Origin of the sequence: Marinovum sp. PR37, assembly GCF_028807375.1 — a bacterium.
GTDB lineage: Bacteria > Pseudomonadota > Alphaproteobacteria > Rhodobacterales > Rhodobacteraceae > Marinovum > Marinovum algicola.
In genome coordinates this window covers 23,029-49,796 of the sequence record NZ_JARAML010000023.1, presented here as the reverse complement: position 1 = coordinate 49,796, position 26,768 = coordinate 23,029, and the positions used below count along the sequence as shown (strand labels likewise).

Here is a 26,768-nt window from a genome sequence, read left to right as displayed (position 1 = left end):
GAAGGTCAAGGGCGCTTGGCAATCATTTTCTGACGCCCTTTCAAAAAATGAATCTGTCCCAACTCCCATAGTGTTCCTCGCTGCGCTTCCCACGCGGCAGGCTGAGCGCGATGAGAGCGATCCCGGCGAGGATACCGACAAGGCTGCCTGCCACCGTGCCTCCGCCCAGAAGCCAGGGCGCGATGACCAGCCAGAGGCCGAAGAGGATGTTAAGGAACCTCAATGGCCGCGCGACCTCGGCCCAGGCGATGACCGCTGTGGTCAGAACCAGTGCGCCCAGCAGGTGATCGCTGTTCGCCATTGCCGCTTCGTTACCGAAAATCGCGCGCGACAACATCAGGAAGGCGCCAATCGCTGCACTCAGCCCGAGTGTCCATGGGACGGTAACCCCACGTGCGCTTTGTCGAAAGATCTGCATAGGTCGCGCGTCGAAGCTCATTTCGCCCCCCGTTGTGCCACCGGGCAGAGCATCGCCTCTGAAGAACGCGCGCCAGAACGGTCTGCCCCGGCGCATATTCCAGACCATGAACTGCACCATCGCGACGATTTCATCGAGTGAGAACGGGATCATGATCAGCATGGCCAGCGCCGCCATCAGGCAGATCGTGCAATAGGTGCCAATGGCAATCGGCTGAATGATGATGAAATAGATGCTGATCACGCCAAGCGGCCCGACAACGATCCCGAAAAGTGCGACCATCCAGGGCATTGTGCGCCAGCGCAAGCGGCTGCCCATCACGCCCATCATGATTTCGAACATGTAACTCATCGCGCCAAGGCCACCGTCGGCAATGGGCCAGGCCTTTGAGACATCGGAGGTGATGATGTATTCGGTGCCATTCAGCGCCGAGGGCGAGGAAAAGAACGGCTCCCACACGCCGTCTACATGGCCGAGCTGATAGGCCGACAGGACGCGCGACAGGATGAAGCCCACGACACCGAGCGCGATGATCGGCAGGCGCTGGACGTAGGTGGAGGGGCAGTAGCTCCAGCCGGGCGGAATGTCGGTATCGTCCATCATCCCCTCGCGCGACATGCCCGGCATCATCGGGATCAGGATGGTCAGTGCGACCACCAGCGCGCCGATCAGCGTGTCATTGGCATAGACGGCCGCATCGGGCGTCCAAAATACCAAGGGCGCGGCAAGCAACCAGACGCCGAGCGCGGCATTCGCCCATTGCGCCCAGCCGTTGCCGGGGCGAAGCGACAGGGCGGCAAAGACCATGATGGCAAGTCCGGTGAAGACATTGTTCCACGCGGTCAGCCAACTGCGTGTAGCGGCGGACCACAGCCCACGATCCTCCGTCACGCGCTGGACCGCCGCGCTGAATTCGGTCTGATCGAAGGTGCCGAAAACCGATGGCGCGGTAGCCAGCCACAGGCCGAGCGCCATGACCAGCCAATGCACCCAGAGCATCGAGAAATGCATCTGCCGCATGTGTTGATCGTGCTCGCGCCTGTTCGCGTTCGCTTCGGCCTCGGTCGGTGCCTTCTCGGCAGCCTCTTCAGCCACGGCGTTCTCAACCTTGGACGCCGAAACGCGGGCGGCGTTCAACCCGTTCGCTTCGTACCATTCGAAGGGATCGTCCTTCAGGCGCTGAAGAATGCCCGGCATGTCCTCGCGCAGGCTGTGCTGAGGCGTCCAAGCCAAATGCTTCTTCGCTGCTGACAGATCGAGCTCATAATGATCGCTCGAAATATCGACCATCCAGGACCGAATGAAGGCATCCTCACCAAATATCTTGTTTTCCGTCCAGGCGCCGAACTTGGCCAGTTGGGGCGGCACGTTCCAGGTGATCCAGTCCTCTCCATGCAGCTCGCGCCCGATCAGGCGCTGCAACTCGCCGAAGGGTATCGGGTCGGCCTCGCCCAGTAGCACCGGAAAAACGTCCGGCAGCTTGACGCGCCGATCAACGATACGTTCCACCGCGTCGAGAAAATCGTCGAGATGCAGGAACGCCTGCCCGCGCGACAGATCGCCAGGATAAACCTTGCCGCTGAATCGTCGTTCGTGAATGCGGGCGATCTGGTGGGTCAGAAAAGTCGACTGCCCGTTGTCATCGTAGATACCGGCGGGGCGCATCAGCACGAGTTTCTCGTCGCCCCTTACCTCGCGCAGTACCTTCTCCGTGCGCACCTTCGATGCGCGGTAAGGAAACCTGGGATCGAGAGGATGATCCTCGTCTATCGGCTCCCCCGGCTCGGTCGGCGCATGGGCAAGCATGGTGGAAGCGAAGACGAACTGTTCAAGCTCAAACCCCTGAAGACCCTTCATCAGCCGTTTTGAGCCTTCGACCGTCACGGCATCATACGCCGGATCATCCTCGCCGCTGAGATGGAAATAGCCCGCAAGGTGAATGCAGGCGGCAATCCTGTCGCCGTAAGCCAGCCGCACACGATCAAGCGCGGTGTCGATACTTGCCTGATCGGTGATGTCGAAGCAGACGCACTCGGCCTGATGCGGCGGATGGGGCGGCGAATACCGATCAAGTCCGACGACGCGGTAGGACCCGTGCAGCCGTCGCACCACCGCGGCCCCGAGATACCCGCTCGACCCCGTGACAATGACGACCGGCTTGCTTTCATCCGCCATGGTGACGCTCCGGCCTTCCGCTATGTGCGCAGGTATTTCACCAGCGCAATGATCGCGAGAACCAGCACCACGATGACAAGAAGCCAGACGATTCCCATGCCGAGCATCATGCCGCCACCCATCATTCCACCATCCATCATGATCTTCTTCCTTCTTTCAGTTGCTACCGGTTCAACTAAGTCATTGGCATTTGGTTTCAATTTCCAGCGCTGGAAGGTTAGAGGCCGCGTCTGGGATCGAACATTTGAAAGGGTGCAGGCTTCTATTGACCTTCCAGCAACTAGAAGCATTAAGTGAATTGTCAGCAACCTGCCGAAGGGACCTGACATGGACACTACAAAAGCAGAAACACGCGAAGTCACTGATCCCGTCTGCGGGATGAAGGTCGATCACGCGACGGCCAAACACCGATCAACTCACGCGGGCGAAGAGTTTCTGTTCTGCTCGTCACGATGCAAGGACAAGTTCGACGCCGAGCCCGAGACGTATTTGGGTGCAGGGCCGGCGCCGGAGCCGATGCCCGAGGGAACGATTTTCACCTGCCCGATGCATCCCGAGATCGAGCAGGTCGGACCGGGTGATTGCCCGATCTGCGGGATGGCTTTGGAACCCAAGGGCGTGCCCACTGGTGACGAAGGCCCGAATCCCGAACTCGTTGATTTCACCCGCCGCTTCTGGACTGGCGCGGCGCTGACCATCCCGGTCGTGCTGCTCGCGATGGGCGGCTATGTTGGCATGCCCATTCGCGACTGGACGGGGGAAAGGCTTGCTCACTTGCTGGAGCTGATCCTGGCGACGCCGGTCATTCTCTGGGCCGGCTGGCCGTTCCTCGTGCGAGGCTGGAAGAGCTTCCGCACGCTGAACCTCAACATGTTCAGCCTGATCGCCATGGGCGTCTTCGCGGCCTGGACCTTCAGCACCGTCGCGGTGATCGCACCAGGCCTTTTCCCCGCAGGCTTCCGCGACGACCAGGGCAATGTCGGCATCTATTTCGAGGCAGGGGCAGTGATTGTCGTGCTGGTCCTGCTCGGCCAAATCCTGGAGCTGCGCGCACGTGAGCGAACCGGCTCCGCCATCCGGGCCCTGCTCGACCTTGCAGCCAAGAGCGCCCGAATTATCCGTGCCGATGGAAGTGAGGAGGAAGTGGCGCTTGAGGATGTCCAGATCGGCGATCACATCCGGGTACGACCGGGCGAGAAAGTGCCGGTGGATGGCGAGGTGATCGACGGGCGGTCCTCTGTCGACGAGTCGATGCTCACCGGCGAACCCGTGCCGGTCGAAAAGGTGACAGGCGATGCCGTTACCGGCGCCACGATCAACGGCACTGGCAGTATAATCATCGAAGCGAAACGCGTCGGCGAGGACACGATGCTCGCGCAGATCGTCGAGATGGTTGCAGCCGCACAACGGTCGCGCGCGCCCATCCAGAAGCTCGCCGACGCAGTGGCAGGGTATTTCGTGCCGGCCGTGATCGCCGTGGCCATCGTTTCATTCATTGCCTGGTCGATCTGGGGTCCCTCCCCTGCCCTCGCCTATGGTCTCGTTTCCGCCATTGCGGTGCTCATCATCGCTTGTCCCTGTGCGCTCGGGCTCGCGACACCGATGTCGATCATGACGGCGACCGGACGCGGCGCTCAGGCGGGCGTGCTGATCAAGAATGCAGAAGCGCTGGAAGCGTTCGAGAAGGTAGACACCCTGATCGTCGACAAGACCGGCACATTGACCATGGGCAAGCCGGAGCTTGCCGCCGTCCTTCCCGAGGACGGCCATGACGAGGAAGAGGTCCTGCGGCTGGCCGCCAGCCTTGAACGCGGGTCGGAGCACCCACTGGCCGAGGCCATTGTTCGCGGGGCCGAAGCGCGCGGGATAGACTTTGCCAGCGCGCATGACTTCGAGGCGGTCACCGGCATGGGGGTCAAGGGAAGCGTGGACGGTAAGTCCGTCGCTCTCGGGAACGCGCGAATGCTTGGTGAGCTTGGAATCGATGCGCCTGCCGCGAGCCAAGTTGCTAACGCCCGTCGCGACGAAGGAGAAACGGTGATGTTCGTCATCATCGACGGTGCCGTGGCGGGCCTTGTCAGTGTCGCCGATCCGGTCAAGGAAACGACGCCCGCCGCGTTGAAGGCGCTGCATGAACTGGGCTTCCGGATTGTCATGGCGACAGGTGACAACGAACGCACGGCGCGTGCCGTCGCGTCACGGCTGGGCATCGATGATGTCCGGGCCGATGTCTTGCCCGAAGACAAGGCGCGCATCATCCGCGAGCTTCAGGCCGAGGGTCGCAAGGTCGCGATGGCTGGCGACGGCGTGAATGACGCGCCTGCCCTGGCACAGGCGGACGTCGGGATCGCAATGGGAACCGGTGCAGATGTGGCCATTGAGAGTGCCGGCTTCACGCTGTTGAAGGGCGATTTGAATGGACTTGTCCGCGCGCGGCGTCTTTCGCTGGCGACTATGCGAAACATCCGGCAGAACCTCTTCTTCGCGATGATCTACAACACGGCCGGCGTTCCGATCGCTGCGGGAATCCTGTATCCATTCTTCGGGTTATTGATCTCTCCGATGTTTGCAGCCGCTGCGATGAGCCTTTCTTCTGTTTCGGTAATTGGAAATGCTCTCAGGTTGCGGACGGTCCGGTTATGACCTGCATCAAGCTCCGGGGTCCAATAATCCATCGCGCGGATACAGCACTCTCCTGTCGATTGACCGAGTGTTCTGCAAAATTGTAGGCGACGCCGACAGCGACGGTCAAAAGTCGTCGTTCCGCACGGCTTATCAACGATACCTGCCCTCGCGCTCCGTGATGGCCGCGATAGCCCACGCGCCAATCCCGATCACCGCACCCAGCCACTTCCAGCCTTGGCCGCCAAGATCCACGAAACCGTACCCGTAAGCCAATACGGACAGCCCCATCACAAAGAAAAACGGTCCGGTCCAGAAGCAATGCCGCCGCTTGCACCGGTGCGCGTTCCAAAGACAAGCTGCTCCCATCCAGATCAGCGCTATGACCCAGACCCAGGTCTTGACCGGATGCGGGACGCCGATCGCCAGGAGCATCGCGGCGATTGGCAAGCCCCAGCCGATCAGCCCCCCGGGAAGCGTCGACAAGAAGTCCGATCTATCGCCTGATGCCATGGTCTCACCCCGCGCAGCAGCTGAGCTTTGCTACATCCTTGTCAAAGGTTTGTGCGGCCAGTTTCAGTCCTTCAACCGTGGTCAGATATGGGAAGATCGTTTCGCCGAGCGCCCCTGCGGTCATACCGAACTTGAGGGTCATGGCAAGCGTCTGGATGGTCTCAGAGCCCTCGGGTGCTGCGATCTGACCGCCCAACAGGCGGTCGGTCTTGACGTCGGCCACCAGCTTGATCACGCCGCGGGTATCGCGTGCAGCGGCGGCGCGCGGGACGTTGTCGAGCGTGATCACGCTGGTCTTGACGTCGTACCCCGCCGTCTTGGCCTCGGCCTCCGAAAGGCCGACGCCGGCCACTTGCGGGTCGGTAAACACGACCCACGGCATCGCCGCGTTGTCATAGCGCATCTGCTCCAATCCAAGGGCATTATTGATCGCCACCTTGGCACCATAGGCCGCCATGTAGACGAACTGGTCACGGTCACTGACATCGCCCGCGGCCCAGACGCCGGCACGCGTGGTCGCCATGTCGGGGCCGACCATGACCGAGCCGCGCGCATTGGTCTCGATGCCAAGCTCTTCCAATCCAAGGTTCTCGGAATTGGCGATCCGGCCGGTGGTCACAACCAGCCGTTCGGCGGTCAGATCCTCGGTCTTGCCACCCCGTTCGACAGTCAGACTGACGCCGCCCGCAGCTTTCGCGACCGAGACGTAAGCAAGACCGGTCTCGACCGTGATGCCCTCGACCTTCAGCGCCTCCGTCAGCGCCTCGGTCACCTCCGGCTCGGCGCCTGGCAGAAGGCGTGAGCGGGTCACTAGCGTGACCTTCACCCCCAGTCTCGAGGCCATTTGCGCCAGCTCGCAGCCGATATAGCCGCCGCCCAGAACGAGGATGCTTTCGGGCCGGTCGGGTAGAGTCAGCAGTCCCCAGGAATCCAACGCCTCTACGGCCTCGATCCCGTCAATTACAGGTATATGCGGGCGAGACCCGGTGGCAATCAGGACGCGCGACGCGGATATCACCCGGCCTCCGACAGCGACGCCACCCTCGACCAGTCGCGCCGGGCCTTCCTCGATATGGGTGACGTTCTCATAGGCGGGCAGCAGGTCGATGTATTTCTTCTGCCGCATCTCCTCGACCAGATCGGCGGTGCCTTTCACCACGCCACCCCAGTCCACGGCATGGGCACAAGGCGAGATGCCCGGAAACCGGGCAGCGGACGCGCCGCCATGGACCGCCTCGGCGGCGCGGATCATCGCCTTGGATGGCACGCAGCCGACGTTCACACAGGTGCCGCCGATGGTGCCGTGCCCGACAAGAGCCACGCGCTTTCCGGCCTCGGCTGCCGTGATCGAGGCAGAGAAGCCGGCCGAGCCGGCTCCCACGACGATGAGGTCATATTGGTCGCCGCTCACCTCTTTCGATGAGCAGCAATCCTTTTTCTTGACGGTCTGGTCCATGTCTTCTTCCTTGGCCTGCGACCGGACATCGCGACGGTCGCCCGGCCAAAATTCTGAAATTACACCATCGACCCGATGTCGGAGGCATAGCTCGGATAGGCGAAGATCATCGCCTTGATCTGGTTGGCGGTCTGCCCGGCACCCATGGCCATGGCGAAGAGATTGATCTGTTCCTCGGAGCCCGGTCCGATCAGATGCGCGCCGAGGATCTGCCCGCTGCCATGTTCGACAAGAACCTTGAATCCGGTATGTTTCGCGCCGACGCGCAGCGACGAATACCAGTCCCCGGTCTTTTCGAAATGGGTGTCGAACTTCAGCCCTTGTTCCCTGGCCACCGCTTCCGACAAGCCCACGGTGGCCACCATCGGCAGGGTGAAGACTACCGACGGGATCGGCGGATAATCCACGGTACGCTCGTCCTCTCCAGCCAGCAGGTTCTTGCCTGCCACACGCCCTTCGAAGGCGGACACCGGGGTCAGCTTGGGCCCACTGTCAGCGCAGTCGCCCGCGGCGAAGATCGCCGGATTGGTGGTGCGCATCGCGTCACTCACATTGATGCCGCGGCGCGAGTATTCGACGCCTGCGGCTTCGAGGTTCAGCCCGTCGATATTCGGCACCCGGCCTGTGCCATGCACCACCAGGTCGCAGGTCACGATTTCGGTGCCGTCGGCGCGTTCCACTGTGACGGTGAATTCATCGCCCTGTTTCTCGATCTTCGTGACCTTCGCCTTGGTGCGCAGGTCGATGCCAAGTTCCTCGGTGCCTTCGACCAGCATTTCGACCAGGTCGGGGTCGAAGTTGCCAAGGGGGCGATCCGCCATCTCCAGCACGGTCACTTCGCTGGACCCGGCGCGCCTGACGATATGTGCGAATTCCATCGCGATGAAGCCACCGCCGACAAAGGCGATGCGGTCAGGCCGGTCGGGGAGTTCAAGAAACTCGGTGCTGGTGGTCAGATGCTCTTCGCCGGGAATGTTCAGCGTCATCGGCCGCGCGCCGGTGGCGATGTGGAAATGCTTCGCCGTCAGGGTTTTGCCGTTCAACTCGATCGTATCGGAGCCGGTGAACCGTACCTCTCCGTGCAGGACGTCAATCCCCGCCTTCTCCATTCCGCCTTCGATGCGCGGCGGCATATCGTCGGTGAAGCTGCGCTTGAAGGCGATCATGTCGGGCCAGGTGACCGAAGGTTGCGCCTCCAGCCCCTTGCCTTCCATGTTTTCGGCCCATTCGACACCCTCGGTGACCGCGACCAGCATTTTCTTGGGGTCGCAGCCGCGCAGGGCGCAGGTGCCGCCATGGGGTTCGCTGTCGATGCTGGCGACGCTCCAGCTTGCATCCGCGGCCATCCGGGCGACGCCATTTCCAGCGGTGCCGCCGCCGATCACGATGAGGTCATACGTCTTGGTCATACCTGTTCCTTTCCTTGTGCCAGTTTCTCTTGATCCGGCTCACTGCTGAACTGCCCGATTTTCTGAGCCAGAGCGCATATCCCGCTACCGCCAAAGCGGCGGCAACCGAAATCCGCAGAGCAAAGCGGAACTCCAGCCAGAACAGCAGAGCCGAAAGAACAACCGCCAAGCCGATGAGAAGGGCTTTCGGACTGTGCCCTGGTCTGCTCGCTTGCTGTCACAGGGCATATGCAACCGCACTCAGCGAGGCGAAGAGCATCGGGAAAAGCGCGTAGTCGAACCAACCAACAACGGCAGAAAGTCCGACCCCGGCGACGATCAGCACCAGGAACGGCGTGAAGCAACAGATCGCCGCAAATACGCTGCCGATGAGGCCGCGCCGCAAAAGGGTCGTGGGTTCATTGTTATTGTTCATGTCTGTCATGCTGTCTCCAGCTCCGAGTGCGGGTCGGTGAATGCGATCAGAAATCGCCGGACTCGACGATGTCCGCCGAATAGCCGGTGGCGCGGATTGCTTCGACGATCATGTCCTGATCGGCGGCCTCGTCATCAAAGGCGACGATGTAGGTGCCGGTGCCGAATTCCTCTCCTTCCGTGAAGTCGATGATCTCGACCGAGGGAACGCCCCGCATGGCCGCCGCCACCGTGTAGGAGCAGGTCGGGCATGTCAGTTCGCCGACCCCGATATTGATGCGCTGTTCGGCGGCGCTGGCGGGGAAAGCCGCGAGGGTGCCAACGACCGCAAGGGCAAGATGGAGTGACTTCATGGGTTCGGCCTTTCAGTAGGACAGAAGGTATGGGGTGAGATAGGGAAAGATCATCGTGACGGTGACGATGGTGGTGGCAATCCAAAGAATGGATCGCATGAGTTTCCGGTTCATGGGACGCGCGCAGGTGCCATCCGCGCAGACTTTGGCCGGGATCGGACGGTAGGCCTTGTAAAATCCATAGCCGATGAAGGCGGCACTCAGCGCGAAGGTGATCCATTTGTACTGGTAGAGAACGCCCAGCTGCGCAATGAAAACGCCGGTAACGCCGAAGCTGACCAGCACCAGCGGCAGGATGCAGCATGAGGTCATGGCCAGCGCGCCAAGCGCGCCGAGCCAGGTTGTCGCCCATTCCTTTTTGTCGGCAGCCCCTGTTTCGTCCATTGCCGTCTGCCGGCCGGCGGATGTGGTTTCAGTCATGGTTCGAATCATCACTGCCTCAGTGATGATCTCGATCTAGGGTCTGTAGCAGGTACAGGCTCAAGAGGGTTAAACGTGATAAATCATCACAGATCGGTGAAGGTCCTCAGGCGCGGAGATCTGGCCAGGCTGACCGGCTGCAATCTCGAGACCATTCGCTACTACGAGAACATCGGCGTCATGCCCGAGCCGCCGCGCTCCAGCAAAAACTATCGCGTCTACGATGATCGGCATGTCGCGCGCTTGCGCTTCATCATGCGCGCGCGCGAGCTTGGGTTCACGCTCGACGAAGTCCGCGATCTGCTCGCCTTGGTCGATGGCGGGGCCCAGACCTGCGGCGAGGTGCAGGGTCTGGCAAATTCGCATCTCGCCTCGATCCGCGCCAAGATCGACGATCTCAAACGCATCGAACGCGTGCTGTCTTCCACCGTAGCGCAATGCACCGGTGACGATGTCCCTGAATGCCCTGTGATCGACGCGCTGACGGAGGTGACCTGAAGGGCCATAGTTGAGGACGCCCACGCATGTCAGCCAAGCGTACAATGGTGCCAGCGCCGTTGTTTGCGATCATTCGTTCCCCGCGGAGTCCTGCGTGTTCGCCGCATGTTCGGGGACCAGATAGCGCGGCACGATCCACAGATAGGCGACCATGCCGAAGAGCTCGAAGAGCGACTGGAAAACGATGACCACGGCCGCCACGTTCCACTCCGGTCCGAGCGCCAGCACCAGCGGAAGTACGACGAAGGAGTTGCGGGTTCCGAGCGAGAAGATGACCGTTCGTCGCCCGCTAGTGGGCAATCTGGCCGCCCGCCCGGTCGCCGCACCCAGAAGTGCTGCGGCGACGAGGTAGGCGACGTAAACGCCCGCCACCTGCGCCAGAACCGGCAGCGCATCCCGTACCTCGTCGACTTGCGAGGCCGCGATCAGGAACACCACGACAGCCAGAAGCGGAACCGGCAGCCAGGCGAGGCGATTTACTATCGCGGCCCGCTCCGGGCGCGCCTCTGCCCAACGCTCCAGCAGGAAAGCCGCTGTGAGCGGCAGCAGGATAAGCGCCGCAAAGACGGCGGCAATGCGATCGGCGGCGAGAAGCTCAAGGAATGCGTTGCCCAGAAAGAGCCAGAGGAAGAGCGGCAGACAGGCGAACTGAACCGCGAGGAGGATCGGTGTCGCGGTCGCGGCACGCACCGCATCGCCGCGACCGAGATGGGTGAATGTGATGAACCAGTCGGTGCAGGGCACCAGCAGCACGACAAGCACCCCGAGCCGAAGCGCAGGATCGTCAGGCAGGAACGCGATCAGCCCCCAGACCAGCAGCGGCACCAGGACGAAGTTGCCGATCAGCAGGGTGCCGATGAAACGCCGGTCGCGCGTCGCGCGCGGCAGGTGCGCGAGCGGCATCTGAGCGAAGGTAGTGAAAAGCATAAGCCCCAGCACCGGCCACAGCAGCGCCTCGAACACCCCCGAGATACCGGGGGCGAGCGCGCCCAAGACCAGACCGGAGAGGATGGTAGCGAGATAGATCCAAGCTTGATGGCGTTCGAGATTCTGCAGCTTCATGTCCTGCCCCTGCTCTATCCGACGGCGATTTTCAAAAAGACATCATTAGACAGGCCGTTACGACAACGGCACGTTCGTCGCTTGGAGCGTTGTATGGTCTGTCCGGTTTATACCCGCAGACCGGTCACGACCCAGTCGACAATGCTTTCATGGTAGTTGGGGACGCGGCGAAAGCCGAATTGTCTCAGCCGATCAGCCGAACTCTTTGACTCTGGAAAACGGCGCTCCTCACCGTTTCAGCTGCGCTGCGGATAGACGCAACATGGCCGCCGCACAGATCGGTTCGACCATCAGTTTGTGGCGCGCCACATTCGAAACCGTCCTTGCCCTGTTAGCTCGCGGACCAGATCCCGCGCTTCCATCCAGGCGAGGTTGCGCTGGACAGCAGCGCGGCTGGCTCCGGTCAGGGCCTCGGCCATAGGGGCAGAGACCAGGGGCCATTCGGTCAGCACTCCGCGCAGGGCTGGCGGCGTCTTGCCCGAGAGCGGGGTCATCTCGGCTTCCGCCAGCGCCGACCATGTCTCGATATCGTCGAGGTGCCGCATCGCGGTCAGGCAGGCCGTTTCCATTTTCTCGAGCCAGCGCGCCAAACGTTCAGCCGGGGGGCCGCCGGCGCGCAGCGCCCCCGCCCCACCCATGGCCAGGGGTGCGAATATTGCCCCCTCGCCCTCATGCGCGGCAATGCGCGACGCCGTGACCGCCGCTTCCATTCGGTTGCTCTGCTGTCCGAGGCCCGCGAGGCTCCAGAGGTGAAACCCCATGCAGGCACGCGTGATCGGGTGCAGGTCGGCGGCTTGCGCCATCAGGTCAAGCCACCCGCCCGCGCGATCCGCGAAGGGCTCGGCTTCATCCACCATGTTCTCGGGGTCACGGCGATCGAGGAAGGCGGACAGGTCCACCTCTGGGCCGGGACCGCCTGTAAGACGCCGCACCGCCCATCCGACACGCGCAAGCGCTGCGGTGTCGTCCTGCACGCCGGACAAGCGCATGGATATCCAGAGCGCCAGCCGATCCGGGCCAATTCGGTCGCCTGCAAACCAGCTGAGGTCTGCCGCCTCGATCAACGCAAGCCTGTGCCGCCAGCCTTCCGGGCCACGCTTCAGACGGTCGTCTAACGCCCCGATCCGGCCGGCCACACGGGCAAGGCGGGCAGCATGGCCCGCCTCGGCATGTCGCCAATCGTCGAGAACAGCGGTCTCACGCACTTCGGCCCTAGGTCCGGGCGGCAGAAAATGCGGCTCCTCTTCCATCGGACCGGGCAGGAACCACTGTCGCATTTTCTTCACTATTTCAGCACGTGATTAGTAAGCGGCGTCTGCGCCCCACCCGGGATCAGCTTGACGGCTTGAAGTTCCAGGGCAAGAGATCGTCGATTTGGCCTTGCGGATGGCCGGCGGCGATGGCTTCGAGGATAGCCTTGAGATAAGCGAAGGGCTCGACGCCGTTGATCTTTGCGGTCTCGATGAGCGACGCGATACGACCCCAGGCGCACCCGCCTTCGTCATGCCCGGCGAACAATGCGTTCTTCCTGTTCAGAGCGATCGGCCGGATCAGGTTCTCGACGCTGTTGGAGTCGATCTCGACCCGCCCATCTTGAAGGAAGGTCTGCAACCCATCCCAGTGTCGGTGGATGTAGGCGAGCTTCTCTCCCAAGCGTGACTTGGCGGAGACGCGCAGGCGCTGTTTTTGTAGCCATTCACCGAACTCGGTCACGAGGGGCGCCGTGCGCGCCTGACGGGCTGAGAGCCGTTGGCCCGGTGACGCGCCGCGGATGTCGGCTTCGACCTTGTAGAACTCGGCGATCCGGCGCAGCCCCTCGGCGGCGATCTCGGAGCCGTCACGGTCGAACACCTCCTTCAGCTTGCGCCGCGCATGGGCCCAGCAATGAGCAACCCGCACCGGATCACCGCCCCTCCGGGAGAGGCGCGTGAGGCGGTTGTAGCCCTGGTAACCGTCGATTTGTAGGGTTCCGTCGAAGCCCCGTAAGATCGTCTCCGCGTTTTCCCCGGCACGACCGGGTGCGTAGAAGAAGACCACACCCGGAGGATCATCTCCGCCCCAACCCCGGTCGTCACGGGCGAGCGCCCAGAGGTATCCTGTCTTGGTTCTGCCGCGCCCCGGGTCCAAAACGGGGGCCGTGGTCTCGTCCATGAACAGCTTGGTCGACGCCTTCAGATGCTCGGCCAGCCGGTCGACTACCGGGCCGAGATGGAAGGCGGCGGTGCCGACCCAGTCGGCCAGCGTGCTGCGGTGGATCTCGATGCCCGATCGGGCAAGGATCCGGCTCTGTCGATACAACGGCAAGTGGTCCGCGTATTTGCCGACCAGCACATGCGCGATGGCGCCTTCGGTCGGCAGGCCACCCTCGATGAGATGCGCCGGGGCCGGCGCCTGGGTCACGCCGTCCGTGCAGCTGCGACATGCGTATTTGGGACGAACCGTGACGATCACCCGCAACTTTGCAGGCACGATGTCCAGCCGCTCGGTGCGATCCTCGCCGATCTTGTGCATCTCCCCGCAACCGCAGGGGCACAATAGGCTGTTCGGCTCGATCACCCGCTCGATGCGTGGCAGGTCCTTGGGCAGGTTGCCTCGATTGCGCCGGGTCGCACGCCGGGGCCGGCTCTCGGAGGGAACCTGAACGTCCCGCTTCTCTTCGACCTCGCCGATCGCCGTTTCCAAGTCTTCGAAAGCCAGCTGTCGATCATCCTCGCTGAGCTTCTCCGACCGTTTGCCATGAACGACCTGGTTGAGTTCGGCGACCAGATGCTCAAGGCGCTTGTTGGCCTCCTTCAGAACATCCCGCTCGCGCAGAACTGCGGCGACCGCTTCGCGCTGCGCCTCGGGAATGGCGGACAGGTCGATGATGGCGGCATCAGGCATGGCGGAAAGGTAGCCCAAAGCGATGTCAGATGCGCGCCCTTTCCCGCGCCTGATTCATTCTGCCGCAGCCGGACGGCGGGTCTCCAAGGCCTTCACCTTGCGCCAGTCGAGACCGGCAAACAGGGCCTCGAACTGCGCCCGGTTCAACGTCATCACGCCGTCCCGAACCGCCGGCCAGGTGAAGGTGGTCTCCTCCAGCCGCTTGTAGGCCATCACCAACCCGCTGCCGTCCCAGAACAGGATCTTCAGCCTGTCAGCGCGCTTCGCCCGGAACAAAAACACGGTGCCGGTGAACGGGTCCTCCTTCAGCACCGATTGCACCAGCGCTGCGAGCCCGTCATGCCCTTTCCTGAAGTCGACCGGCTGCGTCGCCACCAGGATACGGACGGTGTGGGACGGCATCATCACGAGGACGCCCTGAGCGCATGCACGAGCTCGGCAATCCGCGCCGCCGGGGTCTCGGCGGCGAGCTCGATCGCCACGTCCCCGAAGATCAGCCGCAGCTTGTCATCCGAATGTGGTGAAGGTTCCGGTGCCTGCGGAGGGTCCGGCTCGCACAACACCAGCGGCGCGAAAGATACCGGTTCGTCGGCCATCTCGGCGGCGGGCAGGACCAGCCTCCCTTGCTTGGCCAGGCTCCGCCATGCCGACAGCTGGTTCGGCTTCACCCCGTAACGCGTCGCCACCGCGTTCACGGTCGCGCCCGGTTCCAGCGTCTCTGCGACGGCCCGCGCCTTCACGGCCTCCGGCCACCGGCGATGTCCGCTCTCAAAAATCTCCACACCGAGCGATCTGAGAAACGCAGTCTGAGCCTCCATTGCGAAACGCACTCCCATCATGAGATGGGTATCACCTCGCAGCCAACGCCGGGGCCGGCAACGTGTGGTTCAGACACCGCTTACCGTGATTATAACTTTATTCCTTGATGATACCGGGATAACGCACATCGTTTTTCAGCTTAAGGCTTCAATTTTGGTTCCGTATTTCAGCAAGTGGCAGCACAGGAGGCGTATGGCGCATCAGATCTGGAATTTTGCATATCGATGACGTCCGACGGCTTGGGCTTGAGCAACAAGGGTCTCGTGTGAGCTGGATCGGTGGCGCGTTGCCCTTAAATCGGGTCATCCTCAATTTGTGTGGCGGGACGGTAGCATTCTCACCCACAACCATTCTGGACCGGCCCGGCCGTACATGGCGCGTTTGAGGGTCTTCAGGCGATTGATCTGACCTTCTGCTTGGCCATTGCTCCATGGCATCTCGATGGCGTATTTGACCGCATCGAAGTCCCAGTTCAACCTGCGTGCGAAGCGCACGAGTGGCGCTAGGTCGGCTTCGATCGCGTCACAGGTCCATGCAGGGAGAGGGTCTGCTTCGCGGCCGCACAGGATACCGATTATCCGGCAGTTTGGATGCCCGAGGTTCACCGCGACGCTCGTGGCACATGGACAGGCCGTGATGGCAGGCGAAATCGCGCGATGATGATGGTGGGAATTTTGGAATTAAGAACCACACATCAGCCCCGGATCGACCTGATTTGTCAGCAGGGTCCTCCGAACCTTTGCGCGTTTCCCGATAAGTCCCACAATCCGCTTCGGAAAACTGACCGAGCGGAGCCCTATATTCGAAGTAGTTGGCGCCTAAATACGACAGAAGGTTTTTCGTGTGCGCGCGACTGACCAAGCCTAAGAACGCAGCCAAAACCAGAGGACGGCCACCGCGATTGCTGCAAGGGCCACAGGAAAAAGGAGTGGCGCGCGCCGCCGAGGCTTGATCGAAGCAGCGCCCGTCCTGGACTGCCCGAGACGCTCCCTTCCGGTCGGCGTCAGAGCATAATGATCCGCGCGCGGGACGCGCAAGAGGCCAACATCGACAAGGTGCTCAGCCAGCGCCACAACCTGTGGAGCGCTTCCGTCGAGATCGAGCTCTCCATTCTCTGCCGCCTCGGCGCACTCAAGCAGAGCGGTCCAGGTGGAGGATGACGCATTCCCATTCGGCGGGGCGTCTGAGGTGTCTGCGCTCATGACGTCAGTCACCGTTTCGCGTCTTTTCCCAGACACGCGTCCAGGCCACACGTTCGGCTGGGCAGACCAGCCCGTCTCGCTCTAGGCGCCGCAGAAGGTGCAAGATTCCGCTGTTGCTCATGCCAAGGGCGTCACGAAGCTCTGCCTGTGTGCGTGGACGCTCAAGCGCGGAAAGAACATAGCGGCGTCGCTCCTGTGGATCAAAGGACTCTCGGCGCCGCCGGCGCTCCGACGCGACTCTCTGCATCACGCGGCCTCCTCGTGGGCGTCGACACCGTCCTCAAGGCTCTTGAGCGCGTCCTCGACGGAAGCGGCATAGTGGACGAGTGGCCGTTTCAGGCCGTGTGTTACGAACACGCGCTGGATGTCGCGGCTTGCCCCTGTCAGCCAAAGGGCCACGCCACGCTTGTGTGCCTTGTGCGCAAGGCCCTCAATCATGTTGGCCCCGGTGGAGTCGAGGAACGGCACTGCCGAGAAGTCGACGACCAGCGCCTTATGGCTGTCCTGAATGCGGTCAAGCACCGATCCGATCGAGGCCGTCGCGCCGAAGAAGAGCGCGCCGGTGATACGATAGACCACAACCTCGGGGTTTGCCGCTTGCTCCTCGTCGTAGGTCGCACGCGGGTGCGTGGAGTCCGCTTCATCACGGCCGACGAAGGCAGTGTTTTCAGCGACCCCGGTTGTCTGGCTCATACGCTGGATGAACAGGACTGACCCGAGTGCGAAGCCGACGATGATGGCTTCGGTCAGATCGCGGAAGATGGTCAGGAAGAAGGTCGCGCCAAGAACTGTCGCCTCGCCCCAGCCCGAGCGCAGCAAGATCGCGATGGCGGGTTTCTCGATCATGTTCCAGGCCACGACGGCCAGAACACCCGCCAGTGCGGCGAGCGGAATATAAGCCGCGAGGGGGGCGGCGACGAGCATGAAGAGCAGGATGAACAGGGCATGCAGCATCCCGGCAACCGGCCCATGCGCGCCCGCCCGCACGTTGGTTGCCGTCCGCGCGATCGTGCCCGTAACGCAGAAGCCGCCAAAGAGGGACGCCCCGATATTCGCCGCCCCCTGCGCGACAAGCTCGCAGTTCGAACGGTGCCGCCGCCCGGTCATGCCGTCGGCCACGACGGCCGACAGAAGCGACTCGATGGCGCCGAGCAGGGTGAAGGAGATCGCCTCCGGAAGCACCGCCAAGATCTTCTCCATCGAGAGTTCCGGCAGGCTCGGGGCAGGAAGTGAGGACGGGATCCCACCGAACTTGGTGCCGATGGTCTGAACCGGCAGCCCAAGAAGCGCGACGACTGCCGCCGCTACCGCGACCGCGATCAGCATGCCAGGCCAATGGGGACGCCACCGGCGCAGGCCGAGAATGATGCCGACCGTCGCGACAGACAGCAGAACAGCCGCGGGCGTGATACTGTCCCGGGCCGCCCAAAGTACGGGCAGTTTTTCAAGTAGCTCACCGGGCTCATGATCGAGCGTCAGGCCGAAGAGCTCCTTGATCTGGCTGGCGAAGATGATCACCGCGATCCCAGCCGTGAACCCGACAGTGACTGGGAAGGGAATAAACTTGATGAAGGTGCCAAGCCGCAGGAACCCGACTGCAGTCAGCATCAAGCCCGACAGGAAGGTTGCGAGGATCAGCCCGTCCATTCCGTGCAGTGCGACGGTACTGGCCACCAGCACGATGAAGGCACCAGCTGGGCCACCGATCTGGAAGCGCGAACCGCCAAGAAGCGAGACAAGGAAGCCGCCAACGATCGCGGTGTAGAGCCCCTGTGCCGGGGTCGCCCCCGAGGCAATAGCGATCGCCATCGAGAGGGGCAGTGCGACGATGGCAACGGTCAGACCGGCAATGGCATCCGCCCGCAACTGGGGCAGTCCATAGCCCTCACGCAGGACGGTGACGAGTTTCGGAGTAAAGAGTTCGACGAAGCTGGGTGCCGTTCTCTGTCTGGTGGTCTGGTCTTTCATCTTCGGCCGCACCTTTGAGGGTAGCAGCGGGATCGTCGGCTTTTTGTCGGCGGTCGCCGTCGCGTGTTGAGTTTTTCAATGTCTGGGTGGAGGCACCTTGAGGCGCACACCGCGTCCGCCCGTCGTGCTGACGGAGCCTTCTCCAATGAGTTCTGCCCCGGCAAGCTCAAGCGCTGCAATGACCTTGGTCAGGCTGTCGACCACGCCGCGCACATTGCCGGTGCTTGCCTCCATGCGCTGAATCGTCGGCACGGAAAGCCCTGCCAGTTCGGCCAGGGTCTTCTGGTCGATACCGAGCAAAGCACGAGCAGCGCGCATTTGGGGGCCAGTGATCATGAGGTATCCTGTGAATGGGATGACCCCTATCTAAACCGTTATCTTTGATATGTCAAATATCAATATACGTGGTTTCAATATGCATCCGTCTATCTCCATCCCCGATGTGGCGATCCACATCGGGGTGTCGCATTTTCTTCACTATTTTCAGCACATGATTATTACGTGATTTCTGGAAGATACGGCGATATCGCACATCATTTTTCAGCTAAAGGCTTCAATTTTGGTTCTGTATTTCAGCAAGTGGCCACCCTGTTAGCGCGCGGCGCAGCTGGTCCCGAAAGTTTCATATCGATGACGTCCGGCGGAGCGCATGCCTCGGATGAAGCGTGGGCCAAGGCGACGCGTACCGCGCGCGAGTTGGACCGGATTCTTGACGGAGCGGCGCCGGTGCGTGAGGCCGTGATGCGCGCGGCATCCGAGCTGCGGCTCTCGACACGCCAAGTCTACAACTATCTGGCGCGGTATCGGGAAGAGCGCAGGGTATCGTCCCTTCTGCCGCGAAGGAGTGGAACAAGACAACCAAGGATCAACCCCGCAGTCGAGAACATCATCGCGGTGACCCTGCGGGAGATGTGGTTGCGCCCGGAGCAGCCGGACCTTGCACCGATCGTTGAAGAGATCCGCACCCGCTGCGCAGAGGAAGGGCACACTCCACCCGCCTATGTCACTGTCGCCCGGCGGATCCCCATTCTGTTCGCCCCGGAAGAAATTGCCCGCCGCCGCCTGTCGGATGGTAAACACCTGCACCGGCTGAAGCCGCGACCGGGCTACATCCGGGCTAACCACGCGCTCGACGTTGTCCAGATCGATCACACGCCGGCAGACATCCAATTTGTTGAGGTGATTGATGACCACGGTGTCTTCGTTGGTCGTCCCTATCTGACCATCGCTGCAGATGTGGCCACGAGCGCGATCATCGGCTTCTGCCTGACCCTCGAGCGGCCGTCACGACTGTCTGTCGCGCTTTGTCTGGCGCACGCGATGTGCTGCAAGATTGACTGGCTGGCAGAACGCGGTATCGATCATGCTTGGCCGATGCACGGTCGCCCGAAGCAAATCGTCGTCGATTCCGCCAAGGAGTTCCAGAGCAGCACCTTCAGCAGAGGATGCGCGGACTATGGCATCGCCATACGCATGCGGAACAAGGGCACCGTGCATCGGGGCGGAGTCGTGGAACGCCTGCTTGGGAAAGTGAACACCGCGCTACGCGCCTTGCCCGGCAAGACGGGGCGTTCCATCGCGGATCGGGGCGACTATGCCTCGGAAGCGCGGGCACGGCTCAGCTTCGCGGATCTTGAACGCTGCATCGCGCTCGCGATCATCGACCACAACCTGAGCCAGAATGCGCGCAGGCTGACCGTTCCGGCGAAAGAGTGGGAAGATCGGTTCCAGCCGAAGGACCGGCCTATCGATGCGCCTGTCGATGTGCTGCTGAATTTCCTGCCGCGCAAGACGCGGAAAATTTCACCTCAGGGCTTCAGTCTCTTCGCCATCGACTATTTCGAGCCCTGGCTTGGCCCGCTGGTTGCGCGTCGTGACCGGCTGGAGCCGCTCGATCTGTGCTATGATCCTCGCGACATCAGCCATGTCTACGTCAAGGATCCGGATACGCAGGCCTGGCGGCCGGTCAGGCGACGGGACGGACTGGCCGAGCCGATCACGCTTTGGCAGCACCAGGCGGATCGACAGCAGCGGCGTGAAATCCAGCGGCGCCCTGTGCAGGAGGCATCAGCCATCCGACGCGAAATCGCCGCAACTGTTGCCGCCGCCAAAACCCCCAAAAGCCGTTTGAAGGAGATGACCCGCGCCCGGCATGCCACCGAGGCAAAGAAGCCTTATGCCGACTTCGCTACGCCTTCCGCCTCGGCCCAGGCAAAGCTCGACCCGGATCGTCCGCGGCGGGTCTTCCCAATCGAGGATTGGTAAGGTGCCGGACCACCTCATGTCCGCCACCGTCCCACTCTTGCAGGCCGATGACGCAGTGCGGATCGCCCATGTGCGCGCGCCGCGCTGGATCAGCCATCCGGCGGCCGGCGCGGCGCATGACGCGATGCGACTGCTGCTTGAGCGACCGCCATCCCTGCGCCCACGCGGTTTGCTGCTTGCCGGTCCCTACCATAACGGCAAGACCATGATCGCCGAACGCTTCGCCGTCGAACATCTGCGTGCTGCCGACCAACAAAAGGTGTGGGTGATTCAGACCCGGGAAGGTGCAGGGCTGTCGCATTTCTATGCCAGCATCCTGTCCGGATTGCGCGCGCCACAAGCCGCGGGCTGGCGCAGCCTGGCCCGCGCCGGCGATCAGGTCGATCATCTTCTGGAGCGCCTGAAGCCGCGCCTTTTGATCTTCGACGAGTTCCACAGCGCGTTGCGCGGGCGGCGCCAGGATGTGAAGGCCATCTTCTCGTTCTTGCGGCGGATCGCACGAGTGCATGACATCTCACCCGTCCTTGTCGGCGAAATCGCGATCTACGATGCGGTTCATGATACGGACGAAATGGGCTCACGTTTCGATACGATCCCCATTCCGCGATGGGCGTATGACGAGGAGTTCGCGACGCTACTCGACAGCCTGGAAGCCAGTCTGCCGCTCGCCGAAGCTTCCGATCTGTCGCGCGAACCCTTGGCAAAGATCATCCACGATCTGTCAGAGGGGCTGATCGGCGAGGTTATCGAGATAGTCACCAGGGCGGCAGTTGCGGCAATCTCGCGCGGTGAGGACCGGATCACGGGCGCAACCCTGTCGGACCTTGGCTATGTGCCTCTCTCGAGGCGTCGCAATTCCGCTTTGCGTCACGAGATGACATGAGGTTTGGGCCGACCGGGATCTCCGTGACGCCTGCAGAGCGGTATGAAGGCGCGGCGGGAAACCGTTGGCCCATGAGCATTATGCCCGCACCAGGTGAACTTCTGTCGAGCTGGCTGCACCGCCTCGCTTACGCAAACGGCATACCTCCGCACTATTTTGGTGCGCTTCTCGGAGCGCCAGGTCAGAACTGGTCGGCACGTCTTGATCGAGCGATGCCAGATCGCATTCTGCAGTTTCTGGGAGAACATACCCACATACCCTTGGAAGACATCGCGGCTCTGACCATTGCTCCTGACCCCTTGGCCCGGTTGCGTTTGCCCCTGCGGGCATCGCCTCAGCAGAGTTGCGCACCAAAGACGCAGGCGACCTGGCTGCAATTCTGCCCGGCCTGTCTGGCGGAAGACGAAACGCCCTATTTTCGCCGAGGCTGGAGCCTGGCGACACGCGTTTCTTGCTTTCGTCACGGTTGTCGGCTTCGAGACAGGTGCCCGTCTTGCGGACAAGGATTGGCTCCGTTCAGCCAGAAGCGTCTTGTGCCGCATCAGATCTGCGCCTGGTGCGGCGCGGCCCTCTGCAAACGCACCCGTCCCGCCGCCAACGGAGTTCGGCGTCTGGAGCGCCTGATCGACGATCTGCTTCGTTTGCATGCAGCAGGGCATCGAATGGCAGAGGGGCGATCACTCCCGGACCTTCTTGGATCAGCCTGCTTTCAATTTGGGAAACAGCGCATGTCCATCGCGCGCCTCCCTCATCGAGATCGCTATCATCTGCTTCGGCAATTGACGGAAGGGCGGTCGACGCCTTTCGGAATGCGAAGAAGTCCCGCGATCTCTTATTGGAAACGCGTCGCTCAGGCTGCGCCAGCTTGGAGCGGACTGGTCACATCCTTCAGCGATGCCGTCCTGCCTCGGCCCAAAGCTGGGCCTTGCTCTACCACCGCTGGCCCGCATTTGGCGGATCTCGTTCAGGCGGCCGCGCGGCTCCATCAGCAGCGGCAGGTGCCCTGATGGTCTGAAGCAGGTTTCAAGGGCGCGCGGCCAGCCCAGCGTCATTCAGCTGTTCAGCGTCTGGCAGGTCGCGCAAGCTCTCCATCCCGAAAGCTGAGAGGAACGCGTCTGTGGTCACGAAGGTATAGGGGGCACCACGACGCGGCGCGCGCGGCCCAGTTCCAATCAGACCGTGTGCATGCAGCCTTCCGATCAGGTCCCGGCTGATCTCTTTGCCAAAGATGTCTTTGAGCCCATCGCGGGTGATCGGCTGGTGGTAGGCGATGGCCGCCAAAATCGCGACGTCGAACTCGTTCAGGTCCAGCAACTGGTCTCCGACATCCGCTGCGGCGCGGATCGCAGGCGCGTAAACAGGCCGCGTCCGGAACATCCACCCCCCTGCGACCATGGCAATCTCGAACGCCCGCCCTTCCAGATCAGCGGCAAGGTCTTCCAACAGCAGATCAACCGAAGTCCCCTGCCCCACTATGCGCGCCAGATCCTCGCGCGGTACAGGCGAGGCAGAGGCAAACAGCACCGCCTCGATCCGGCGCATCCATTCCCGCCAGCGCAACTCCGGTGGCAGGTCGAGCAACTCGCGATCAAGCTCAGCTTCTGGTCGATCCTTCGACTTCCTTTCCGGTCGCATGTCCGAACCGCGAAACCGGTTCCCACTTTCGCTGTCCATGCTCATGGCTACACCCCGTAGAGCCGGAATGTGTCGCGCCCGGTTAGCTCACGGACCGCGCCGAGATCGACAAGCCGGTCACAGAGCCGCCGCGCCGCGCGGTCCGGCAAAGGCAGGGCACTGGGCGCCACGGCGTCCTGCGTCAGGAATATTTTCACCGCCGCCCCTGCCCCCTTGGCCCGAAGCTTTGGTGCAACTCCTTTCAAAAGCGAAGCCCGACGCGCGAGATCGACAGCCAGACGCGCGGCCTCGACCGCGGATGCGGTCACTGCGCGATGACAGGCTAGGCGCAAATCGTCACCCCGCTTGCGCAGGTCTGTGCGTTTCAAACCCGCGGCCAGCAGCGGCACGACATGATCCCAACCAAGCGCCTGGGCGAGGGCGGCGTCCGCGAGGATCAACGCCGGGACTTCGGCACGGGGTGCCTCCGTCAGGACAGCATCCAGCGCCATCGCGGCACGGGTCACCGGCGCTCCCTTCCCCGTATCGAGCCATGTAGCAATCTGGCCCAACTCCAAGATCGGCAAGGCTCGGCCCAGAGCCTTGATCGACACCGGCCGCTCCACCGCGCGACGCCAGGCAAGGTAAGTTTCCCCCGCGGGATCAGGTAGATCGCCAGGGCGCAGAAGATGAATCGCGTCGCGCAGCTCTGGGGCTCTTTCCGGCCGACCAGAAAACCCGGCACATGCCTCGGCCGCTCGCAGCGCCAGCCGATCCCGCAACAAGGCTTTGGGGACCTCTTCGCGTCCCAACACAAGATGCAGGTGGTTCAGCGCCGCGCCCGATAAAAACGCCACATCTTCAAAGGCTTCAGGACGTGCCGAGGTGACCCATGCGGGCATCCGGGGTAGAGTGTCTGTGTCGATGGAGTGTTCCGGTCGGGCAAATGTCATGACTGAAGCCTAAACCATCGCGGCGCTTTGCTCCAGAAAATAGCACAGAAAACGCCTCGCTCTATCTTTTGCCATGATGTCCGATAATCTTGCATTATCGGGCGTAAAAATGATATGCTCGAAAACATGAGCAGTCCTACGAATAACAGCACCAAAATCGAGGATTCCGACGCGTCTGGCGCAGAGATTTCGAGCTCAGCGTCCTATGACTCGTTGAACGGTGACGAACACGACAAGAGAACCTCTCGGGACCGAGCCTCAATCGCCCTGCCCGCCAATGTGGCCGGCTCCGGCGCACTCGACCGGCTGATCGATACCGCCCGTGGCTACGCCGAGGCCTCGACAGCCGGGAACACGAACAAGGCCTATGCGGCCGACTGGAAACACTTCAGCCGCTGGTGCCGGTTGAAAGGCACGGAACCTCTGCCCCCCGCGCCCGAGATGATTGGACTTTATGTGGCTGATCTGGCTGCACCAACCGGGAAGGCCCCTACCCTTTCGGTCTCCACGATCGAGCGCCGTCTCTCGGGGCTTGCCTGGAACTACAGACAGCGCGGGTTCACTCTTGATCGCAAGGACCGGCATATCGCCACCGTTCTGGCCGGGATCAAACGCAAGCATGCGCGCCCGCCGGTCCAGAAGGAAGCGATCCTGCCTGAGGACATCCAGGCCATGGTGGCCACCCTTTCCTACGATCTCCGCGGGCTCCGAGACCGGGCGATCTTGCTTTTGGGCTATGCAGGTGGCCTGCGCCGGTCGGAGGTGGTCTGCCTCGATGTGCATAAGGACGATACACCGGACTCCGGCGGCTGGGTCGAAGTCTTCGACGGCGGCGCCCTGCTCACCCTCAATGCCAAGACCGGATGGCGCGAGGTTGAGGTCGGGCGTGGCTCAAGCGGCCAGACCTGTCCCGTCCACGCGCTTGAGCAATGGCTACACTTTGCGAAGATCGACTTTGGGCCGGTCTTCGTGCGCACCTCGCGGGACGGCAAGCGTGCCCTCGAGTCCCGCCTTTCCGACAAGCACATAGCGCGACTGATCAAGGCAACCGTTATGAAGAGTGGCATCAGATCCGATTTGCCGGAAGCCAAACGGTTGGCAATGTTCTCGGGGCATTCCTTGCGTGCCGGGCTCGCCTCGTCGGCAGAGGTTGATGAGCGCTATGTTCAAAAGCAACTCGGACATGCGTCGGCCGAGATGACCCGGCGCTATCAGCGCAGGCGCGACAGGTTCCGGGTGAACCTGACCAAAGCCGCAGGGCTGTGAAGCTCAGGATTCTTGACCCATTGGTGAAGCGCTAAGGTGAAATTCCAGCGCTTCAGTTTCAGCTTACTGCTTCAATTGAAATCGGGAGCTAAACGCGACAACCAAAGATCGTCCTCGGACGACTGTCCCACCTCCTCAGCGTCGAGAAAGAGAGCATCAGATTCATCATGAAAGGCAGGCGCTTGAGGTGTCATATGTGCAAAATACTAGAGTTTTGCATTCTACCCAAGGGTTTTGTCAGAGTGCGCCCATGCTGCTTATATAGCACGCGCGGGCGATAGTCGGCGAGGGCTCTCTGATTGCGCTGAGTGTATAGAAACCAAGGGCATTCCGGTAAGCAGCGCCAGAGCGCGCGCCCTTGCATTTGTTTACAAACGGTCGTTTAATGACGCTATATGAAACTGCAAGAATATTGTTTTGATGCCCCTGATCGGTTATGCCCGCGTATCTACCGAGGATCAGACCCCCCTGCCCCAGTCGCAGGCCCTGAAATCTGCGGGTTGCGCCGAAATCTATGAAGAGCACGCCTCAGGCGGCAATCGCGCGCGGCCGGTGCTTGGGCGAGTGTTGGAACGCATCGGCAAAGGCGACACGCTGGTCGTCGTGCGGATTGACCGCCTCGCGCGATCCCTGTCGCATTTGCTGGAGGTGATCGAGCGGCTGGAGGCCAAGGGTGCGTTCTTTCGTTCCATTCAGGACCCGATCGACACCGGATCCCCGCAAGGCAAGTTCACGCTGCAGGTCTTGGGCGCTGCGGCCGAGTTCGAGCGCGCACTAATCCGGGAACGGACGAAGGCTGGCTTGGCCAGCGCACGCACAAAGGGCCGCGTGGGCGGAAACCCCGGACTGCGGGCCAAAGACCCTGCCGCTCTTCGCAAGGTGCGGTTGGCGCGACAGGACGGCTACATTGAGCGTCTGAACGAGACGGCACAGGACTGGGTGCCCCATGTGCGTCGGTTGCGCCCCGACTTGGCCTGGGAAGACGTGGTGCGCATCATCAACGGCCCCCTGCCCGAGGCGCGTCGCTGGACCCAAAGCCGTCTCTTGCGCGCCGTGAAGGCCTATGTCCGCGACGGCTTCCTGCCCGAAACAGTTTTAGCCCGCGCCGGCCGCCGCGAAACCGATGACCGCCTGCCCGCCATCGTCGCCGCCATCAAGGGCGCGGATCCCGGCATTACGCTCCAAGCGATCTGCACCCGGCTGGAAGCGATGCGTGAGCGCACGCCCCGCGGGCGGACAAGCTGGCAGCCTTCGTCGGTGAAGATGCTGCTGGAGCGGGCCGAGAGGCTGGGGTTGCTCGACTGAGATCCCGGAGAATCGTCCATCCGATTCTGCCGACTGAATTCTCTACGCACTCACAATACATCTTGTGGTCACTTCGCAACTGGCAACGAGGTGTTGAAGTAAAGTGAGAGCGCAGTCGCCCAAGACGCTGATTTTTAACAGTTTACCGTCGACAGAAATGGGTGCCTTCAACGCCCTCAAGCCGCTCAACGGTTTGGTCTGGATTTATCCACAATATCTGTTAAGCTTTGCAAAACAATAAAGACTTGAGGGCAGTGATGAACGGGATAC

General features: G+C 62.1%; 25 protein-coding genes and 1 pseudogene. 8 read left to right on the top strand and 18 right to left on the bottom strand.

What is annotated here, in order from left to right; genetic code table 11:
* Positions 1-40: 40 nt before the first annotated feature.
* On the bottom strand, positions 41-2,593 hold the full coding sequence (locus PVW49_RS17535; RefSeq protein ID WP_274591160.1) for an NAD-dependent epimerase/dehydratase family protein: 2,553 nt from the start codon (positions 2,591-2,593) through the stop codon (positions 41-43).
* Between the two features lie 327 nt (positions 2,594-2,920).
* Between PVW49_RS17535 and PVW49_RS17530 the strand changes: the two genes are divergently transcribed.
* Complete coding sequence (locus PVW49_RS17530) at positions 2,921-5,236, top strand: heavy metal translocating P-type ATPase (protein ID WP_274591159.1); 2,316 nt, start codon at positions 2,921-2,923, stop codon at positions 5,234-5,236.
* Positions 5,237-5,368: 132 nt separating this feature from the next.
* On the opposite strand, the gene PVW49_RS17525 is transcribed toward PVW49_RS17530, so the two are convergent.
* From PVW49_RS17525 to PVW49_RS17500, 6 genes are all read right to left on the bottom strand, one after another.
* Complete coding sequence (locus PVW49_RS17525; RefSeq protein WP_274591158.1) at positions 5,369-5,728, bottom strand: hypothetical protein; 360 nt, start codon at positions 5,726-5,728, stop codon at positions 5,369-5,371.
* Between the two features lie 4 nt (positions 5,729-5,732).
* Complete coding sequence (gene merA, locus PVW49_RS17520) at positions 5,733-7,184, bottom strand: mercury(II) reductase (RefSeq protein ID WP_274591157.1); 1,452 nt, start codon at positions 7,182-7,184, stop codon at positions 5,733-5,735.
* Positions 7,185-7,243: 59 nt separating this feature from the next.
* Positions 7,244-8,593 carry a dihydrolipoyl dehydrogenase family protein gene (locus PVW49_RS17515; protein ID WP_274591156.1) on the bottom strand — a complete coding sequence of 450 codons (1,350 nt, stop codon included), beginning with the start codon at positions 8,591-8,593 and terminating at the stop codon, positions 7,244-7,246.
* 217 nt (positions 8,594-8,810) lie between these two features.
* The gene (merF, locus tag PVW49_RS17510) at positions 8,811-9,017 is read right to left on the bottom strand and encodes a mercury resistance system transport protein MerF (protein ID WP_274591155.1); all 207 of its coding nucleotides are present in this window, start codon (positions 9,015-9,017) and stop codon (positions 8,811-8,813) included.
* A 37-nt stretch (positions 9,018-9,054) separates the two neighbouring features.
* Complete coding sequence (locus tag PVW49_RS17505) at positions 9,055-9,360, bottom strand: heavy-metal-associated domain-containing protein (protein WP_274591154.1); 306 nt, start codon at positions 9,358-9,360, stop codon at positions 9,055-9,057.
* A 12-nt stretch (positions 9,361-9,372) separates the two neighbouring features.
* The gene (locus PVW49_RS17500; protein ID WP_027263666.1) at positions 9,373-9,780 is read right to left on the bottom strand and encodes a mercuric transporter MerT family protein; all 408 of its coding nucleotides are present in this window, start codon (positions 9,778-9,780) and stop codon (positions 9,373-9,375) included.
* A gap of 96 nt (positions 9,781-9,876) precedes the next feature.
* Between PVW49_RS17500 and PVW49_RS17495 the strand changes: the two genes are divergently transcribed.
* The gene (locus tag PVW49_RS17495; protein ID WP_036051002.1) at positions 9,877-10,278 is read left to right on the top strand and encodes a MerR family transcriptional regulator; all 402 of its coding nucleotides are present in this window, start codon (positions 9,877-9,879) and stop codon (positions 10,276-10,278) included.
* A 69-nt stretch (positions 10,279-10,347) separates the two neighbouring features.
* On the opposite strand, the gene PVW49_RS17490 is transcribed toward PVW49_RS17495, so the two are convergent.
* From PVW49_RS17490 to PVW49_RS23780, 6 genes and pseudogenes are all read right to left on the bottom strand, one after another.
* Positions 10,348-11,340 (bottom strand): arsenic resistance protein, encoded by a 993-nt coding sequence (locus PVW49_RS17490; RefSeq protein WP_274591153.1) that lies wholly within the window; start codon positions 11,338-11,340, stop codon positions 10,348-10,350.
* Positions 11,341-11,630: 290 nt separating this feature from the next.
* Complete coding sequence (locus PVW49_RS17485; RefSeq protein ID WP_274591152.1) at positions 11,631-12,617, bottom strand: hypothetical protein; 987 nt, start codon at positions 12,615-12,617, stop codon at positions 11,631-11,633.
* Between the two features lie 55 nt (positions 12,618-12,672).
* Entirely contained in the window at positions 12,673-14,223 is a 1,551-nt protein-coding gene (tnpC, locus tag PVW49_RS17480; RefSeq protein WP_371399021.1) for an IS66 family transposase, read from the bottom strand.
* A gap of 54 nt (positions 14,224-14,277) precedes the next feature.
* Positions 14,278-14,628 carry an IS66 family insertion sequence element accessory protein TnpB gene (tnpB, locus tag PVW49_RS17475; protein ID WP_274591151.1) on the bottom strand — a complete coding sequence of 117 codons (351 nt, stop codon included), beginning with the start codon at positions 14,626-14,628 and terminating at the stop codon, positions 14,278-14,280.
* The gene (gene tnpA, locus PVW49_RS23785; protein WP_371399015.1) at positions 14,628-15,041 is read right to left on the bottom strand and encodes an IS66-like element accessory protein TnpA; all 414 of its coding nucleotides are present in this window, start codon (positions 15,039-15,041) and stop codon (positions 14,628-14,630) included. The genes tnpB and tnpA overlap by 1 nt, the downstream gene beginning before the upstream one ends.
* Positions 15,042-15,350: 309 nt before the next feature.
* Positions 15,351-15,623: pseudogene (locus PVW49_RS23780) on the bottom strand (transposase); the annotation flags it as partial.
* A gap of 432 nt (positions 15,624-16,055) precedes the next feature.
* On the opposite strand from PVW49_RS23780, the gene PVW49_RS17460 reads away from it, so the two are divergent.
* Positions 16,056-16,202 (top strand): hypothetical protein, encoded by a 147-nt coding sequence (locus PVW49_RS17460; RefSeq protein WP_274591150.1) that lies wholly within the window; start codon positions 16,056-16,058, stop codon positions 16,200-16,202.
* 46 nt (positions 16,203-16,248) lie between these two features.
* On the opposite strand, the gene PVW49_RS23775 is transcribed toward PVW49_RS17460, so the two are convergent.
* The 3 genes from PVW49_RS23775 to PVW49_RS17450 form a co-directional block, all read right to left on the bottom strand.
* Positions 16,249-16,491, bottom strand: a complete 243-nt coding sequence (locus PVW49_RS23775) for a winged helix-turn-helix transcriptional regulator (protein WP_371399016.1) — start codon at positions 16,489-16,491, stop codon at positions 16,249-16,251.
* Positions 16,491-18,212: a SulP family inorganic anion transporter gene (locus PVW49_RS17455; protein ID WP_274591149.1), complete on the bottom strand. Its 1,722-nt coding sequence runs from the start codon at positions 18,210-18,212 to the stop codon at positions 16,491-16,493. The genes PVW49_RS23775 and PVW49_RS17455 overlap by 1 nt, the downstream gene beginning before the upstream one ends.
* Positions 18,213-18,287: 75 nt before the next feature.
* Positions 18,288-18,548: a helix-turn-helix domain-containing protein gene (locus tag PVW49_RS17450; protein WP_274591148.1), complete on the bottom strand. Its 261-nt coding sequence runs from the start codon at positions 18,546-18,548 to the stop codon at positions 18,288-18,290.
* Positions 18,549-18,713: 165 nt separating this feature from the next.
* On the opposite strand from PVW49_RS17450, the gene PVW49_RS17445 reads away from it, so the two are divergent.
* Genes PVW49_RS17445 through PVW49_RS23770 form a run of 3 tightly spaced genes read left to right on the top strand, consistent with a single transcriptional unit; the run spans position 18,714 to position 22,367 of the window.
* On the top strand, positions 18,714-20,477 hold the full coding sequence (locus PVW49_RS17445; RefSeq protein ID WP_274591147.1) for a Mu transposase C-terminal domain-containing protein: 1,764 nt from the start codon (positions 18,714-18,716) through the stop codon (positions 20,475-20,477).
* Between the two features lie 16 nt (positions 20,478-20,493).
* Positions 20,494-21,360: a TniB family NTP-binding protein gene (locus PVW49_RS17440; RefSeq protein ID WP_274591146.1), complete on the top strand. Its 867-nt coding sequence runs from the start codon at positions 20,494-20,496 to the stop codon at positions 21,358-21,360.
* Positions 21,357-22,367 (top strand): TniQ family protein, encoded by a 1,011-nt coding sequence (locus PVW49_RS23770; protein WP_443137071.1) that lies wholly within the window; start codon positions 21,357-21,359, stop codon positions 22,365-22,367. Before PVW49_RS17440 ends, PVW49_RS23770 begins: the two co-directional genes overlap by 4 nt.
* A gap of 16 nt (positions 22,368-22,383) precedes the next feature.
* Here PVW49_RS23770 and scpB read toward each other — a convergent pair whose 3' ends face one another.
* Positions 22,384-22,995 carry an SMC-Scp complex subunit ScpB gene (gene scpB, locus PVW49_RS17435; RefSeq protein WP_197919471.1) on the bottom strand — a complete coding sequence of 204 codons (612 nt, stop codon included), beginning with the start codon at positions 22,993-22,995 and terminating at the stop codon, positions 22,384-22,386.
* A gap of 47 nt (positions 22,996-23,042) precedes the next feature.
* Complete coding sequence (locus tag PVW49_RS17430; protein ID WP_274591145.1) at positions 23,043-23,927, bottom strand: DUF1403 family protein; 885 nt, start codon at positions 23,925-23,927, stop codon at positions 23,043-23,045.
* Positions 23,928-24,041: 114 nt separating this feature from the next.
* Between PVW49_RS17430 and PVW49_RS17425 the strand changes: the two genes are divergently transcribed.
* Together PVW49_RS17425 and PVW49_RS17420 are read left to right on the top strand one after the other, a co-directional pair.
* Positions 24,042-25,193, top strand: a complete 1,152-nt coding sequence (locus PVW49_RS17425) for a tyrosine-type recombinase/integrase (RefSeq protein ID WP_232272209.1) — start codon at positions 24,042-24,044, stop codon at positions 25,191-25,193.
* Between the two features lie 420 nt (positions 25,194-25,613).
* Entirely contained in the window at positions 25,614-26,498 is an 885-nt protein-coding gene (locus tag PVW49_RS17420) for a recombinase family protein (RefSeq protein ID WP_274591144.1), read from the top strand.
* The last annotated feature ends 270 nt before the right edge of the window (positions 26,499-26,768 follow it).

Excerpts from the sequence above, each read along its gene's own strand:
- PVW49_RS17535 (WP_274591160.1), bottom strand. The coding sequence starts at position 2,593 with ATGGCGGATGAAAGCAAGCCGGTCGTCATTGTCACGGGGTCGAGCGGG.
- tnpB (WP_274591151.1), bottom strand. The coding sequence starts at position 14,628 with ATGATGCCGTCCCACACCGTCCGTATCCTGGTGGCGACGCAGCCGGTC.
- PVW49_RS17425 (WP_232272209.1), top strand. The coding sequence starts at position 24,042 with ATGCTCGAAAACATGAGCAGTCCTACGAATAACAGCACCAAAATCGAG.
- PVW49_RS17490 (WP_274591153.1), bottom strand. The coding sequence starts at position 11,340 with ATGAAGCTGCAGAATCTCGAACGCCATCAAGCTTGGATCTATCTCGCT.
- PVW49_RS17460 (WP_274591150.1), top strand. The coding sequence starts at position 16,056 with ATGATCCGCGCGCGGGACGCGCAAGAGGCCAACATCGACAAGGTGCTC.
- PVW49_RS23770 (WP_443137071.1), top strand. The coding sequence starts at position 21,357 with ATGAGGTTTGGGCCGACCGGGATCTCCGTGACGCCTGCAGAGCGGTAT.
- PVW49_RS17530 (WP_274591159.1), top strand. The coding sequence starts at position 2,921 with ATGGACACTACAAAAGCAGAAACACGCGAAGTCACTGATCCCGTCTGC.
- PVW49_RS17505 (WP_274591154.1), bottom strand. The coding sequence starts at position 9,360 with ATGAAGTCACTCCATCTTGCCCTTGCGGTCGTTGGCACCCTCGCGGCT.
- PVW49_RS17440 (WP_274591146.1), top strand. The coding sequence starts at position 20,494 with ATGTCCGCCACCGTCCCACTCTTGCAGGCCGATGACGCAGTGCGGATC.
- PVW49_RS17515 (WP_274591156.1), bottom strand. The coding sequence starts at position 8,593 with ATGACCAAGACGTATGACCTCATCGTGATCGGCGGCGGCACCGCTGGA.
- merF (WP_274591155.1), bottom strand. The coding sequence starts at position 9,017 with ATGACAGACATGAACAATAACAATGAACCCACGACCCTTTTGCGGCGC.
- PVW49_RS17500 (WP_027263666.1), bottom strand. The coding sequence starts at position 9,780 with ATGACTGAAACCACATCCGCCGGCCGGCAGACGGCAATGGACGAAACA.
- PVW49_RS17430 (WP_274591145.1), bottom strand. The coding sequence starts at position 23,927 with ATGACATTTGCCCGACCGGAACACTCCATCGACACAGACACTCTACCC.
- PVW49_RS17420 (WP_274591144.1), top strand. The coding sequence starts at position 25,614 with ATGCCCCTGATCGGTTATGCCCGCGTATCTACCGAGGATCAGACCCCC.
- PVW49_RS17485 (WP_274591152.1), bottom strand. The coding sequence starts at position 12,617 with ATGCGACAGTGGTTCCTGCCCGGTCCGATGGAAGAGGAGCCGCATTTT.
- PVW49_RS23775 (WP_371399016.1), bottom strand. The coding sequence starts at position 16,491 with ATGCAGAGAGTCGCGTCGGAGCGCCGGCGGCGCCGAGAGTCCTTTGAT.
- PVW49_RS17450 (WP_274591148.1), bottom strand. The coding sequence starts at position 18,548 with ATGATCACTGGCCCCCAAATGCGCGCTGCTCGTGCTTTGCTCGGTATC.
- merA (WP_274591157.1), bottom strand. The coding sequence starts at position 7,184 with ATGGACCAGACCGTCAAGAAAAAGGATTGCTGCTCATCGAAAGAGGTG.
- scpB (WP_197919471.1), bottom strand. The coding sequence starts at position 22,995 with ATGCGACCGGAAAGGAAGTCGAAGGATCGACCAGAAGCTGAGCTTGAT.
- tnpC (WP_371399021.1), bottom strand. The coding sequence starts at position 14,223 with ATGCCTGATGCCGCCATCATCGACCTGTCCGCCATTCCCGAGGCGCAG.
- tnpA (WP_371399015.1), bottom strand. The coding sequence starts at position 15,041 with ATGGAGGCTCAGACTGCGTTTCTCAGATCGCTCGGTGTGGAGATTTTT.
- PVW49_RS17525 (WP_274591158.1), bottom strand. The coding sequence starts at position 5,728 with ATGGCATCAGGCGATAGATCGGACTTCTTGTCGACGCTTCCCGGGGGG.
- PVW49_RS17455 (WP_274591149.1), bottom strand. The coding sequence starts at position 18,212 with ATGAAAGACCAGACCACCAGACAGAGAACGGCACCCAGCTTCGTCGAA.